Source organism: Microcoleus sp. BR0-C5 (assembly GCF_036705045.1).
Classification (GTDB): Bacteria; Cyanobacteriota; Cyanobacteriia; order Cyanobacteriales; family Microcoleaceae; genus Microcoleus.
This window is the reverse complement of record NZ_JAUBTR010000062.1, coordinates 1-13,459: the sequence shown is the minus strand read 5'-3', so window position 1 is coordinate 13,459 and position 13,459 is coordinate 1. Positions and strand designations below refer to the sequence as shown.

Here is a 13,459-nt window from a genome sequence, read left to right as displayed (position 1 = left end):
TCAGACTGTAGGGTGCGTCCCCGCACCTTACCCGCAATTTCAAGTACCGGGTAAATTGCGGAGGTTTTCATCCATGTACGATCGATCGCCCAAAACCTCCAACATTGGCCCGCGCACATCAAACTTGACAACACTCACAGAAGCTGCTAAAGCAGCAATGCGATTGCGGTAACTTCCCAAATCGATCCCCAACAAACTGCACAGAATAATCCGAATAGTCGCCTTGTGGGAAACCACCAAAACATTACCATCTTTGTACTTTTCCTGAATTTCTGCGATAACTAAGGACGATCGGCTAGCAATTTGTACAGAAGTTTCCCCCTCTGTCGGTGGATTCCAAGCCGGTTCCGTCAACCAATTAATGTAATCTTCAGCATATTTTTCGCGAACCGATTCAACTGTTTCACCCTCCCACTTGCCGTACTTAATTTCCCTCAATCCATCGCGCAGTTGCATTTCAATTCCCACAGCATCGCACAGAGGTTTAGCTGTAGCGATTGTGCGTTTCATGGGACTGACATAAACAGCATTCCAAGGCAATTTTGCATAAGTTGCCGCAAACTGTTCAGCCATCATAGAACCTTCTGGTGTTAATTCTGCGTCGAGGTCGCCACAGTAGCCGCCAGTTTTGCTGTAAGTTGTTTCACCGTGTCGCACAAAGTAAATTTTCAAGCTCATAAATTCCTCGGTTTGTAGTGAGGACGACCGTCCTCATTAATTAATTTTACCAACTTAGCAAAAGAGTTTAAAAAACTCCTTCAAATCATCGAGTGCAGGATTATCCCAATCCCAAATATCTTTTTTGTGTTCCATAACATAATCAAACCGTGACATACTGCATTTTTTTTCAGCTTGTTTCCGATCCTGATTTGAGCAAGTATCATATCTCAAATATATACTAACCCAAAATTTATCAAAATGTTTCTGATTGATTTCCTTTCCCTGGTTTTCTATGCAGGTTTTCCAGCTATCCAAACAATCAGCATGAGGTGATTCTATCGCCTTTATTGCCTTTAAAAGCGTTTCCAGTTCGCCTTGACCTTCAAAATTAGTAAAGTAACAAGCTAATTTTGCCTTTGTTCCATTATCTCCACAAATATCGATAAATTGTTTAGTCCTTGACAAAGTTTCAGCTTCAAACACTTTTTGTATACATTTATTGACAAATTGCAGTCGCTCTGGATCTGAATAGTTATCAACATCAATAATAATCCCTATTTTTTCTATATCTCTTTTTTGAAGGTCGGCTTCTAAAGCTTTTAAAGTAGTAACTAATTTTGTTTCGCTCAAGCCTTCCAAAGTTTCATAATCATCTATATAAATAGGTGGTTCTAGTTGGATATCGCAGTTTAGTTTCTCAACCATTGCCTGCATAAAAATTGCATCATTTTTACTTTCTACTATGACAATATTACTCACCTCTCACTCCTTTTTGATGTTCTAGTGCGTAATTCAAGGTTTCTAAATCCCGCCGGATGCCGATTATTTGATCTGTTTTCGGTTTCTTGGCTAGCTCAAAATATGCGCTGCTGCATTCCTGATTGGATTCTAAACCCACATCAGCAAATGCTTGAAGCATCTCTAAACTGTGCGTTGTAGCAAAAATCTGCGTATCCAGTTCAACCGCTAACCGAAATAACACTCTCCAAAACTCCCGCTGGCTTGTATAATGTATGCCATTTTCTATCTCATCGATTAGCAAGATTTTGTATTCACTGTTTACCAGTTTAAGGATTATTTCTGCAACTCTGTTAATGGCGTCTCCAAACAATGATAAAGGCAAACGCTTTTCGCCCTTTCTTCTTAAGTATAGCGTGGGTTCCCCAATCGAAAAACTCTCTACTGATTCGATTGTAGGATCGAGAATTTGAAAAGCTTTCAAAACTTCGCTATCTTTGTCATCCAAACGCGCGTTATCGTATGCTTCTGTGAGTTTTTTTCCCGAAATCCTGAGCCAGGAGGGAATGATTGGTACTTCGTCAAGAGAAATGCGAAAATTGAGTAAACCTCCGGCAGCAACCGGTGATAATGACCAAGTAGATTGGTCTTCGTTTCTCATGAACTCAAAATTTATCTTATTTTTAATTGAATTGATTTCTACTTTAATTTCTAATCGATCGGTGTTATTGTTGTCGTCTTTGCCAATAATTACTATAAATCTATCTTTTTTTAGTGCATAAAATAAGTTGTCCCAGGCTCTATCAGGCATAGCTTCTAGGGCTTTTGATGGCTCTCTTCTTAGATCTCTTAGGATTACGAGACTGCTAGCATCGGGAGCAAAATTGAGAAAAATTGCTTCTAGCAAGGCTGTCTTGCCAGCATTATTTTTACCGCCGATTAAATTGACTCTTTCAAACCCAGAAATTTTGGTGTTTTCAAAGCACCTAAAATTTTGAATTTCTATTTCTTTAAGCATTGCCGCCTCTTTTGAATGTATAAATCCTAAATTGCGATCGATTTATGTTAAGATAACTTACATATTACATTCTTTTAATTATACTAGAGAAACGTCATGCAGAATGTAGACCTTTTTGAAGTCATTGAACGTCATCCAACCAAAGTGAGTGGTGCATGGGTATTTCGGGGCACGCGCGTACCTGTTGCTGCCTTTTTCGAGAACCTTAAAGATGGGGCCTCTATTGACCAGTTTCTCGAATGGTTTCCGGGAGTAACTCGCGCCCAAGTTGAGGTGTTACTCGATCGCGCGCTAGCCTCGTTAACGCAGATGGTGGCATGAAGATATTGTTCGATCAAGGTACGCCAGTACCGTTGCGCCGATCGCTGCTGAGTCATACAGTAGATACTGCTTATGAACGTGGATGGTCAACATTAGCAAATGGCGATCAGCTCGACACTGCCCAACGCGAGGGGTATAATCTGCTGGTGACGACCGATCGCAACTTGCGTTATCAACAAAACCTGACAAGCCGACAAATTGCTATTGTGGTTTTGCTGTCTACATCTTGGCCGCGTATTCAAAGGCATCAAGACGATATTCGGAACGCGATCGACACTATTGTTCCGGGCGCATACCTAGAAATTGACATTCCTTGCTGAAGCTTTATTTAACTGATGTCACTCCCTATGATTGTCAAACTGAGGTGAAACCTCGATCTTGCGTAGGTTGTATACTCGCAAAATCGTTAATTTTCTCTGTGGTTGACAATCATAGGGATGAGTAGCTTGTGCTCTACAAGCGATCGCACCTATCCAGGCGCACCCGATCGCACGGTTTGATCTCCTGTCGTTGTCGGATCTTTCGTTTCCTTCGGCGCTTCCGACGCAACCGCGCCCGCGTGCGGCCACTTCCAGTCGCGGATTTCCGGCATATCATCGCCGTGTTCGTTGATATACTGCCTGTGTTCGATCAGCTTGTCACGGATAGCTTGTTTGCCGTAAGCTGCAACAGAACTCAGTTTGGGAACGCGATCGAGTACATCTGCAACTAAATGGAATCGATCGAGGTCATTAATCACCACCATATCAAACGGCGTCGTAGTCGTTCCCTCTTCCTTATAACCCCGAACGTGAATATTCGGGTGATTTGTCCGGCGATAAGTCAAGCGGTGAATCAGCCAAGGATAGCCGTGAAAAGCAAAAATCACCGGCTTATCTTTCGTGAACAAAGTATCAAAATCCTTGTCAGACAAACCGTGGGGATGTTCGCTAGCAGGTTGCAGCGTCATCAAATCCACCACATTAACCACCCGCACTTTTAAATCGGGATAATCTCGGCGGAGAATGTCAACAGCAGCCAAAGTTTCCAGCGTCGGAACATCACCCGCGCAAGCCATCACCACATCCGGTTCCCCGCCTTTATCATTGCTGGCCCACTCCCAAATGCCGATGCCGACGGTACAGTGTTTAATCGCAGAATCCATATCCAAATACTGCAATGCCGGCTGCTTCCCTGCAATAATCACGTTGACATAGTTGCGACTGCGGAGACAGTGGTCAGTTACTGACAGCAAAGTGTTCGCATCTGGCGGCAAATAAATCCGCACAACCTCGGCTTTCTTATTAATTACGTGGTCGATAAAACCCGGATCTTGGTGAGAAAAACCGTTGTGGTCTTGTCGCCAAACGTGAGAAGTTAGTAAGTAATTCAGAGATGCGATCGGTCGGCGCCAAGGAATGTGACGAGTAGTTTTCAACCACTTGGCGTGTTGATTGAACATCGAATCGATGATGTGAATAAACGCCTCGTAGCAGGAGAAAAATCCGTGGCGTCCCGTCAGCAAATAGCCTTCCAGCCATCCCTGACATAGATGTTCGCTGAGGACTTCCATCACCCGGCCATCGGGGGAGATGTGGTCGTCTTCGGGCAAAATTTCCCCTGCCCACACCCGGTTCGTCACTTCAAACACCGGATCGAGGCGATTTGAGGCCGTCTCGTCAGGCCCGACAATGCGGAAATTGGCGTTTTCCTGATTGAGTGTCATCACGTCTCGCAGGAAGCGGCCGGAAACGCGGGTTGCTTCTGCCATTACAGTGCCAGGTTTTTGCACGTCAACGGCGTAGTCTTCAAATTTCGGCATTTTCAAGTCTCGCAGCAGCAGGCCGCCGTTAGCGTGGGGATTTGCCCCCATGCGTCGAGATCCCTTGGGCGCGAGTTCTGCTAATTCTGGAATTAACTTGCCCTTTTCGTCGAAGAGTTCTTCCGGCTTATAGCTTTTCATCCAATCTTCGAGGAGTTGGACGTGTCCGGGCTTAGAAGCCATTTCCGAAAGTGGGACTTGGTGCGATCGCCAATAATCCTCAGTTTTCTTACCGTCAACTTCCTTCGGCCCCGTCCAGCCTTTGGGAGTTTTCATCACAATCATCGGCCACTGGGGACGGCCGGAATAGCCCTCTGTCCGGGCTTTTTCCTGAATCGCCTTAATTTCGCCGATCGCGGTATCGAGAGTTGCAGCCATCAACTGGTGCATGGTTTCCGGGTCTGAACCTTCCACCCAATAAGGTTTGTAGCCATAACCGACCATCAAACTTTCCAATTCCTCCTGCGGAATGCGGGCCAACAGCGTTGGATTGGCAATTTTGTAGCCGTTCAAGTGCAAAATCGGCAACACAGCCCCGTCGCGAACCGGGTTGAGAAACTTGTTAGAGTGCCAGCTAGCAGCTAGCGGGCCGCTTTCGGCTTCCCCGTCACCGACAACGGCCGCCACAATCAAATCGGGATTGTCGAAGGCCGCCCCGTAAGCGTGGACGAGGGCGTAGCCGAGTTCGCCGCCTTCGTGAATCGAACCGGGGGTTTCCGGGGCGACGTGGCTGGGGATACCGCCGGGAAAGGAGAACTGTTTGAATAGCCGTTTGATACCCTCTTCATCTTCGGAAATGTTCGAGTAATATTCGGTATAAGTGCCTTCGAGATAGGTGTTGGCGACCAAGCCCGGCCCGCCGTGTCCAGGGCCTGCGATGTAGATGGTGTTGAGGTCTTGGGCTTTGATCAGGCGGTTGAGGTGAACGTAGATGAAGTTTAAACCTGGAGTAGTGCCCCAATGTCCGAGGAGTCTCGGTTTGACGTGTTCGATTTTGAGGGGTTCTTTGAGTAGGGGGTTGTCGAGGAGATAGATTTGTCCGACGGATAGGTAGTTTGCCGCCCGCCAGTAGGCGTTCATTTTGTGTAGTTCTGAGTCGGTAAGCGGCTTTAATTGCGGGATCTCGGTTGTTCCTAGCATCATCAGCGATTGACTCCTGAGTTTTGGTTGTTTTGTCAAGTGCGATCGATATTAATTTGTTATCTGTGACATTTTGTATTTAAACTCCATGTCTTCCACGCAAACTATTGAATTCTAGCTCGTTTATGTCTACATTAAAGTTTAAATCAATGTTAATTTCTGGCTAAACATCGCACAATTTTGATGGAAGACAGATAGAATTTTTCGGGGATCAAGGAATTCACTAATATAAAATAGGATTTACACAAGAGTTTGCGGAGAGTGTGCACTGTGCACCTGATGCGTATGTGCTGCGGGTCGCCGGATGTGCTATGCAAGTCCCCAAAAAGACACTTCTCAAGGTAAAAGTGATAATGATTTATATGTGAATTTAATTTTATTTATGCAGGCTAATTGTCCGCTGACTCCTTTTCTGGTAGAGTTCTGTATGTTTGTCTAGGCTCAGGGTAAAAGAGTGAGCAATTTTTCTAATTTAGAGATTTATCAAGAAATTAAAAAGATAGTACGTCAATTCAAGATTCTTGAATGCGATCGCTGTGCTGTAGCTGTTATGGAATGGCTAGAACAACAAGGCATTCAGGGAAAGATTCTGAGACTGAGAACAAGATATCAGGAGGAAGATTACATTATCAGCGAACGTCTAGAACGTCTGGGAGTTGAAGAATCGATTACAGTGAACGGTAAACATTATGGCGTTGAAGTGGGAGGTCTAGTCTTTGACAACCTATCAACAGATGGGATGTTAAGGGAAGAATGGGTTAAGGATTTTCACTGTCAGAGTGAGCAATTTGTTGTCGAAGAGTTATAAAGTTTGTAAAATGGAAGTGTCAAGATCAAACAAGAGGTAAGGATGAGTGGATTGCTTGAGATTCTACAAAAAATAAAAGCTAGACCGGGGATGTATATTGGAAAACATTCGGTTAGCGATTTGTTTATGTTTTTGGGGGGTTATAAAACAGCGAGGCGAGAATTAGGAATTGAGTCAAGCGAACAGGAAAATGAGTTTTTCGGGGAGTTTCAGCCTTGGTTGCAGAGACGGTTTAAGGTACTGTCTGTGAATTCTTGGGCAAAAATTATCATGCTTTACTCAGTGGATGAAAAGGAGGGGTTTGAGTATTTTTTTAAGTTGCTGGATGAGTTTTGGCAGCGGGATAAAACTTTAAAGGTTGATGAGGTTGAGGCTAAAGGGGAGACCGTTATCAGTCACAGATAGATATGACCCATAGATTTTGGCGATCGCACTTTCATCGAAATGTTGAAAAAAGGGCGATCGCCTTTCAATTTTCTTACTTACTTACCTGCACCAACAGCTAGAAAGTCCCACTGATTCTTTTTAACCATTGATTGCCATCAGGTGTTTTTCCCGTAACACCAAATTCATCTGTTATGGGAGTATTATCAGTCATTAAAGTACCATCTTTATTTATCCTGATTCCGTAAAACTTTCTACACTCTTCGCGCCATACATTGGCATTTGGTGTCGTTCCTGTCGCACCAAATTGATCCGTTACAGGAGTCTTTGATTGAACATTAGCTGGCAGAGATATACTCAATATTAAGAGCGTGATACTAAGCTGTGTTGCATCTAGATTGCCTATGGTATTAGAGAGGGAGAGGGGGAGAAGAGGAGAGGGGGAGAGGATTTGACGATTTGTGATGGGGACTCGAAATATACAATTTAAATGCACAACAGCTTACCAACAAAAATTTGATACTTCATAAGATTGCGAATTCCTTTCTCAAGATATTGACAAACAGACTTTGACGGGTTGGAAATTTCTACTGGGGCGATGATTATTTGATTTTTACATGATTATCTTATAAGTATTGATTTATCGGATAGAGGTTTCTTAAGGAAAAATATATGATTTTATTGTCCTTTACATGATTTCCTGATATGGCGTTCTCCCTTGGCAAGCGCCTCAAGGCTACCCGCGAAGCACTGGGATTAACCCAAGAGCAAGTTATTGAGCAGTTAGAGCTGCGCTACCGGATAACCCTGAGTCAACAAGCCATATCGTGTATCGAACACGGCAAGCGCAAAGTAGACGCCGAGAGGGAGCTACCCGCCTTCGCTGCCATGTACGAAAAACCTATCGATTATTTCTACGAAACCCTGGAATTGCCCGCCACACCCCCAGCCGTACCCGCACCCAACCGTCGCTCAGTCGTCATCGTTGACATGGAGGCTCTGACTCACCGCGATAAGTTAGAACTAGCAGCAGAATTAATTCACAACGTTTTGCAAGAAACCTAACTAATAGGGCGATCGCCCTACAATATCAAATACATACCTAATTCATAAATCAAATAAGCTCTATGACAATCAAAGAATTAGAAGCACAACTGTTAGCCTTAACGCCGATCGACAAAGCTGAGGCAATCAGTATCTTAACTCAAAGCCTGAAAAACAGCGGACGCCCGATTACAAAAACTCCCGGCGTGATGGGCGGTGATGCTTGTATTGACAAAACTCGGATTCCTGTTTGGTTACTTGCCAGCTATCGCAATGACGGCGCTACCGATGCTTTTATCCTAGACTGCTATCCCCATCTCAGTGCTGCTGATTTGGTAAATGTTTGGGCTTATACTGAAGCTTATCCTGACGAAATTGAGTCAGCAATTCGACAGCAAGATGATGCTGACGAAATTTTAGATACACCTGAAAATATCGAATAAATCTATGGCGCGTATCTATGCAGACGAACACTTTCCCCGACAAGTTGTACAAAACCTGCGGTATGAGAGGGCATGATGTCCTGACTGTTCAAGAAGCAGGAAATGCTGGACTACCTGATGAAGAGGTATTAGCATTTGCCATCAGTGAAAATCGGGCTGTTTTGACCGTCAACAGGCGCGATTTCTTTCAACTGCACAAGCTGAAACCTGACCACTGCGGTATTATCGCCTGCACGCGAGATGACGATATTCCTAGACTGAGTGCGAATATTAATGATGCGATATCTATGGCTGAGATACTAACGGAAAGAGTGATTCGCGTCTATCGTTCTGGGCCGCCATCTATATCTTAAGCGATCGCCACAACGTAAACTCAAACAATCTCAATCCGAAAATCACTGCATCGGTTTGATTGCTGGCTAGATGCCATCGCCGATATTTCCCGCTGAAAAAACTTAGGAGGCGACTAAAACAGGGCACTCTGAAATCCGGCAAACATTGGACACAGTTGGCTGGTGGGAAACCACTCGCACTTCGTGAGAATACCGGGGACGCGGGTCATTTTCTAACCAGATGGGCGGTACCATCATCACTTCATAGTAAGCGATCGTATGCAAAACCCCTGGCTGCGACTTCAACTCCACTGTTAAGCCCGCTCGGTACTCAAATGCTTCTTCCCAGTCTAAGTTTTCATTCATATCCATATTCATATCCATAGCGATCGCGCCTCTTAATCTTGTTCCTTTTGTCCATTGTAGAGCCCTACATAAACCATTGGGTACTTTCTGTTGCTTATGATACAATTTTTAACCTTATATGCTAGTTCCCTGACAATTTAACAGAGAGGAGCAATTGTCAATAAGTAAATAGGATGATTTTGCCGACGGGTGACGAGTAGGCCGAAAAGCTAGCCTTGACAAGAGTTTGAGTAGAGATGTCTAAAAAAAAATATGGGCGATCGAACCGCGCAGAGGTTTATCAGACAAAGGAAGAGAACAGAAGAGAATTTTAAGGACGAAAGTACAAACCTATTTTTGCAAGCTTGGTTAATATTTTATAAGTAAGCCTTAATTTGGAACTGGTATAAATACATGATTATCTAGCCCCAAAACACTACATATTTTGTGCTTTCTCAAGCAAGCTATAATCAAGAAAATTCTCAAAAATTTCACGCTCGCTCGATTGCAATCTAGATTCAACTGATTCGGGCGATCGCCCTACAATATCAAATACCTACATAATTCATAAATCAAATAAGCGCTAGGACAATCCCAGAATTAGAAGCGCAACTCAATGCCTTAACGCCAAGCGAGAAAGCAGAGGCAATTCGCATTTTAACCCAGAGTCTCAAAAACAGCGGACGCTCTATTGCAAACACTCCCGGCGTGATGGGCGGCGATGCTTGTATTGACAATACTCGCATTCCCGTTTGGTTGATCGCCAGCGACCACAATGACGGCGCTACCGATGCTTTTATCCTAGATTGCTATCCCCATCTGAGTGCCACTGATTTAGTAAATGTTTGGGCTTATGCGGTCGCTTACCATGACGAAATTGAGGAAGCAATTAGACTGCAAGACGAGGCAGACCAAATTTTAGATACACCTGAAAATATCCAATAAATCTACTACGCTTTTGCTATAATAGTAAATACATACATATTGCATAAATCAAAAAGGTTGTATGACAATCGCAGAATTAGAAGCACAACTCTTAGCCTTAACGCCAAGCGAGAAAGCTCAAATTATCCAATTATTAACCCAAAATTTAGCTAACACCTGGCAAGGAATTAGCAAAACTCCCGGTGTCTGTGGTGGTGATGCTTGTATCAGAAATACTCGGATTCCTGTTTGGGTGCTGGTGAGTTTTCGCCGCTTGGGTATGAACGAATCCCAACTCTTAGATAACTACCCCACACTAACTGCTACTGATTTAGCAAATGCCTGGGCTTACGCGGCTGCTTTCCCAGATGAAATTGAAATAGCAATCCGCGAGAATGACGAGGATTGAGATAATGGCGCGTCTTTATGCTGACGAACAATTTCCCAGAGTGGTGGTAGAATTGCTGCGCCCTATGAGTCACAATATTCTGACGGTGCAAGAAGCCGGAAAGGATAACCAAAAAATTCCTGACGAAGAAGTGTTAGCTTTTGCAATCAGTGAAAATCGGGCTGTTTTAACTCTCAATCGCCGTCATTTTATCAGACTGCATAGCTTGCACCATGACCATGCTGGAATAATTGTCTGTAGGGCAGATGATGATTTAGCCAGAATGGCTGCTAATATTAATGAGGCTATTTCCTCACTTGAAATATTAACAGGTCAATTGATTCGCGTCTATCGATCGGGGCCGCCATCTATATCTTAAGCCGATCGCCTGCAGGGTGATATGGGCAGGAAAGTCGATCGCACATATCGCCTTTCTGGCGGCTGAGGAGATTTTAGACCAGCGCGAGGTCAGGGATAGGGGGTTTGGGCATCAGAATAGCTATAAGGAAGTTTCGAGGTTACGGTTGCATCCCAATCACCGCGCTTGTTTTGGGGAGTCGCCCGATTTTTGAGTTGGCGGGTAAAAATGTGGTTGAACTGCGTGAAATGGTAAGGTGTTCCACAGAAGATGCGATCGACCTAGGGCCTAAAATAAGCAGCGGCTACTAACCTCGATCGCTCGCGGATAACCTTGTTTTTGTAAGTATGAAGTTCAAGACCGTAAAATAAGTTATATCCTGGAAAAATTTTATACTAGATGGTGAAATATATGATTTATCACATCTTAATGCTGACTGGGTTGAATATCTCGACAAAAGAGACGAAAAAAATATAATCACGTACAACTTTATAGTAACTTATGGTTTACATTGTTTTACTAAAGATTCTGATGATATTTCTAGCGAAGAATCACAGTTATTAATGTACAATGGGCCCAGAGAGTCTAGAACATTTAATTTTGAGAGATACCAACTCTCAAAGCAATTACCGAGTATTGTCAAGTCATTGGGAGAGAAGAAAACGTTAGTTTGTCACGCTGGGTATGGAAAATTTGCGATCGTTAAAGTTTTGGATTCAAACGGTATAGAGGTTGAGTATTTCGTTGCTTTTGCAGCATTTAGAGAAAGTAAAAGGCTGAGATTACACATACACAGTGCTTATCCTATATACGAAGGCTTAGGTAAAGTAAAGAAAGTGGGCTTTTTCGTCATAGCCAAAAATTTATTGCAGAATAAGGAATTACCGAAGCCCTAAAATAACAAAGGCTCCTTAAGGAGCCTTCGCCAAAATAGAAATTTTGGTATTCAGAACGTCTTTACCGGAATTCCTCGACCCTCGTGGGTAACGGGATGTCATGATTAGATCATGTCTGCTGCATCCATAGGTCTAATATAATTCATGGTTTGGATCTGTGTCAACTTTTACTCAAGCAAAGTATTTAAATTTTCCAGTGTGGGCGATTTGCGGTATAGTACGCTTTCTAGTTCTGGATTGCCGCAGTTTTGTCGTGAAAGTCGATCGCACATATCGCCTTTGTTGTGGCTGAGAAGATTTTAGACCAACGAGAGGTCATTGATGGGGGGTTTGTGCGATCGACCTTGGGGGTGTGAGAACAGCTATGAGGAAGTTTCGCGATTACGGTTGCCGGAAAGTCACCCCAGAGGTTTTGGGGAATCGCCCCATTTTTCAGGCGATAATGGGGCCCAAGCGGTTAATCGGCTGGAACGGTAGAGTGTTCTACAGACGATTTAGCCACCTAACCGTGCGGTTGAGCGGCTGCCAGTAACCCTTGCAACCACACCAGAAAATTTCGTCAGTCGGCTTCAACCAAATTGTTAGCTTTCAACCACTTCAGCCAGCTTTATTGCAAGGGTTTGGCTAGAATTATTATGTGGATTGTTCACATAATAAAATTCTATTTTCTTCTGATCTCTTAGAGCCTCAATAAGTTGATAAGTTAAAGATGTGTCATAACCCTTCGCTGCAAGATATACCCTGACAAAGTTGGATAGGCTAACAAAGCCACCACCACGAGCAGAATAGTATTCTTCTCTCTGCTTTAGTTCCTTGAGTAACTCACTTTCAGTAATATCATTAAGGACTACTGTGGAGGCAAGGCTCTCTAAGATGGCTTCTTTTTCTTCTGAACGGAGTGCTACCTCATCAACTTTTTTAACCGCTATATCAATAATGTCAATAAGTTCTTCAGACAATTGTTTACCTTGTTTGAGATCGGCATCTGTGAATAAATTATTATGTGCAACTTTGTGTCTAATTTTTTCAAGTTCTTCCCACTTCTTCTGAAAATCTTTTTGTTTGAAGGATTCACTAAAGAATTTTTGATAATTGCTATCTAACTCCTTTTTTAATCTTTGAACAGCATCTTTGAGTGTTTCCGAATCCTCATTAAGTTCTGATACTTTGCGAATAATGTCCTCTTTTTTGGTAAATCCCGATGAATGCGCGTAGATCAGTTTTCCTAAATCTCCAAAATCAATGAGATAGGCCTTGTTGTCAATGAACGGTGAAAACTCCCTTTCATTATTTTTACGCTGTTGCACTTTAGTAGTCACATCATTTGTTACTGTGATTTCCCACCATTTTGGTCCTATGCGAGTTGTCATAAATCTGACAAGATAGGCTCGAAGAGAATTTTCCACTTTGTAAATGAGTGGATATAAAACATTAGCAATTTCTTCGGAAACCTGATCTAACAGGACATATAAATGCTCAAATTTTCTATCTTTGAGAAGCTCTAGAATCGTTATGCGTCTTGGTTCTAGCCAACTATATTCTGCTTTCACTGTCACCAAAAAAGCTCTACTAAGCTCAGTATCAGCTTCGGTATCTCCCTTGACTCGTTGTACTTCCAAAGTTACATTTCCATCTTTAATCCGGAACCTAGAATCGTCTATAATTGCGTTATTCCAAAGAGAACCATTTGCTAGAAATGCGTAGAGAAGATTAGCTTCTGTGCAAACAACAGATTTTTCAAGCGGATCGAGTGCTAGAAGTTCAAATTTTAATTCATTATTCGTAACTGCTCAATAACCGCTGCTTGGGGTATCTGAGCTAAGTAGTCCCAGAACGCTAGCCAATAAACTTATTTCTCT

The 13,459-nt window shown here is 43.2% G+C and carries 19 protein-coding genes; 12 read left to right on the top strand and 7 right to left on the bottom strand.

The features are described from left to right. Positions 1–39 precede the first annotated feature (39 nt). The 3 genes from QUB08_RS24010 to QUB08_RS24000 are packed head-to-tail and all read right to left on the bottom strand — an operon-like array spanning position 40 to position 2,416. Complete coding sequence (locus tag QUB08_RS24010) at positions 40–678, bottom strand: histidine phosphatase family protein (RefSeq protein WP_333227749.1); 639 nt, start codon at positions 676–678, stop codon at positions 40–42. 54 nt (positions 679–732) lie between these two features. After that, entirely contained in the window at positions 733–1,419 is a 687-nt protein-coding gene (locus tag QUB08_RS24005; RefSeq protein ID WP_333227748.1) for a DUF3226 domain-containing protein, read from the bottom strand. Next, complete coding sequence (locus QUB08_RS24000) at positions 1,412–2,416, bottom strand: AAA family ATPase (protein WP_333227747.1); 1,005 nt, start codon at positions 2,414–2,416, stop codon at positions 1,412–1,414. Before QUB08_RS24000 ends, QUB08_RS24005 begins: the two co-directional genes overlap by 8 nt. 96 nt (positions 2,417–2,512) lie before the next feature. On the opposite strand from QUB08_RS24000, the gene QUB08_RS23995 reads away from it, so the two are divergent. Continuing rightward, positions 2,513–2,737: a DUF433 domain-containing protein gene (locus tag QUB08_RS23995; protein WP_333227745.1), complete on the top strand. Its 225-nt coding sequence runs from the start codon at positions 2,513–2,515 to the stop codon at positions 2,735–2,737. After that, entirely contained in the window at positions 2,734–3,057 is a 324-nt protein-coding gene (locus QUB08_RS23990) for a hypothetical protein (RefSeq protein ID WP_333227743.1), read from the top strand. Before QUB08_RS23995 ends, QUB08_RS23990 begins: the two co-directional genes overlap by 4 nt. A gap of 149 nt (positions 3,058–3,206) precedes the next feature. Here QUB08_RS23990 and QUB08_RS23985 read toward each other — a convergent pair whose 3' ends face one another. Next, positions 3,207–5,681, bottom strand: coding sequence for a phosphoketolase family protein (locus QUB08_RS23985; protein ID WP_333227741.1), 2,475 nt, complete (start codon positions 5,679–5,681; stop codon positions 3,207–3,209). A gap of 451 nt (positions 5,682–6,132) precedes the next feature. On the opposite strand from QUB08_RS23985, the gene QUB08_RS23980 reads away from it, so the two are divergent. Then, complete coding sequence (locus tag QUB08_RS23980; protein WP_333227739.1) at positions 6,133–6,486, top strand: papain fold toxin domain-containing protein; 354 nt, start codon at positions 6,133–6,135, stop codon at positions 6,484–6,486. Positions 6,487–6,528: 42 nt separating this feature from the next. Further along, the gene (locus tag QUB08_RS23975; protein ID WP_333227737.1) at positions 6,529–6,891 is read left to right on the top strand and encodes a hypothetical protein; all 363 of its coding nucleotides are present in this window, start codon (positions 6,529–6,531) and stop codon (positions 6,889–6,891) included. Between the two features lie 97 nt (positions 6,892–6,988). On the opposite strand, the gene QUB08_RS23970 is transcribed toward QUB08_RS23975, so the two are convergent. After that, positions 6,989–7,231: a hypothetical protein gene (locus tag QUB08_RS23970; RefSeq protein ID WP_333227735.1), complete on the bottom strand. Its 243-nt coding sequence runs from the start codon at positions 7,229–7,231 to the stop codon at positions 6,989–6,991. A gap of 344 nt (positions 7,232–7,575) precedes the next feature. On the opposite strand from QUB08_RS23970, the gene QUB08_RS23965 reads away from it, so the two are divergent. From QUB08_RS23965 to QUB08_RS23955, 3 genes are all read left to right on the top strand, one after another. Beyond that, on the top strand, positions 7,576–7,935 hold the full coding sequence (locus QUB08_RS23965; protein ID WP_333227733.1) for a helix-turn-helix transcriptional regulator: 360 nt from the start codon (positions 7,576–7,578) through the stop codon (positions 7,933–7,935). Positions 7,936–7,997: 62 nt separating this feature from the next. After that, positions 7,998–8,357 (top strand): DUF433 domain-containing protein, encoded by a 360-nt coding sequence (locus QUB08_RS23960; protein ID WP_333227731.1) that lies wholly within the window; start codon positions 7,998–8,000, stop codon positions 8,355–8,357. A gap of 17 nt (positions 8,358–8,374) precedes the next feature. Next, positions 8,375–8,710, top strand: a complete 336-nt coding sequence (locus tag QUB08_RS23955) for a DUF5615 family PIN-like protein (RefSeq protein ID WP_333227729.1) — start codon at positions 8,375–8,377, stop codon at positions 8,708–8,710. Positions 8,711–8,812: 102 nt separating this feature from the next. On the opposite strand, the gene QUB08_RS23950 is transcribed toward QUB08_RS23955, so the two are convergent. Beyond that, positions 8,813–9,055 carry a hypothetical protein gene (locus QUB08_RS23950; protein ID WP_333227727.1) on the bottom strand — a complete coding sequence of 81 codons (243 nt, stop codon included), beginning with the start codon at positions 9,053–9,055 and terminating at the stop codon, positions 8,813–8,815. 546 nt (positions 9,056–9,601) lie between these two features. On the opposite strand from QUB08_RS23950, the gene QUB08_RS23945 reads away from it, so the two are divergent. The 5 genes from QUB08_RS23945 (at position 9,602) to QUB08_RS23925 (ending at position 12,132) form a co-directional block, all read left to right on the top strand. After that, positions 9,602–9,979, top strand: a complete 378-nt coding sequence (locus QUB08_RS23945) for a DUF433 domain-containing protein (protein WP_333227791.1) — start codon at positions 9,602–9,604, stop codon at positions 9,977–9,979. 61 nt (positions 9,980–10,040) lie between these two features. Further along, a complete protein-coding gene (locus tag QUB08_RS23940; protein WP_333127775.1) occupies positions 10,041–10,367 on the top strand; it encodes a DUF433 domain-containing protein in 327 nt (108 codons plus the stop codon). A gap of 4 nt (positions 10,368–10,371) precedes the next feature. Then, positions 10,372–10,725, top strand: a complete 354-nt coding sequence (locus tag QUB08_RS23935) for a DUF5615 family PIN-like protein (protein WP_333227724.1) — start codon at positions 10,372–10,374, stop codon at positions 10,723–10,725. Between the two features lie 104 nt (positions 10,726–10,829). After that, positions 10,830–11,015: a hypothetical protein gene (locus QUB08_RS23930; RefSeq protein WP_333227722.1), complete on the top strand. Its 186-nt coding sequence runs from the start codon at positions 10,830–10,832 to the stop codon at positions 11,013–11,015. A gap of 949 nt (positions 11,016–11,964) precedes the next feature. Beyond that, positions 11,965–12,132, top strand: coding sequence for a hypothetical protein (locus QUB08_RS23925; protein WP_333227720.1), 168 nt, complete (start codon positions 11,965–11,967; stop codon positions 12,130–12,132). A gap of 49 nt (positions 12,133–12,181) precedes the next feature. Here the strand turns inward: QUB08_RS23925 and QUB08_RS23920 are convergent, their stop codons facing one another. Beyond that, positions 12,182–13,219, bottom strand: coding sequence for a hypothetical protein (locus tag QUB08_RS23920; RefSeq protein WP_333227718.1), 1,038 nt, complete (start codon positions 13,217–13,219; stop codon positions 12,182–12,184). Between the last annotated feature and the right edge of the window lie 240 nt (positions 13,220–13,459).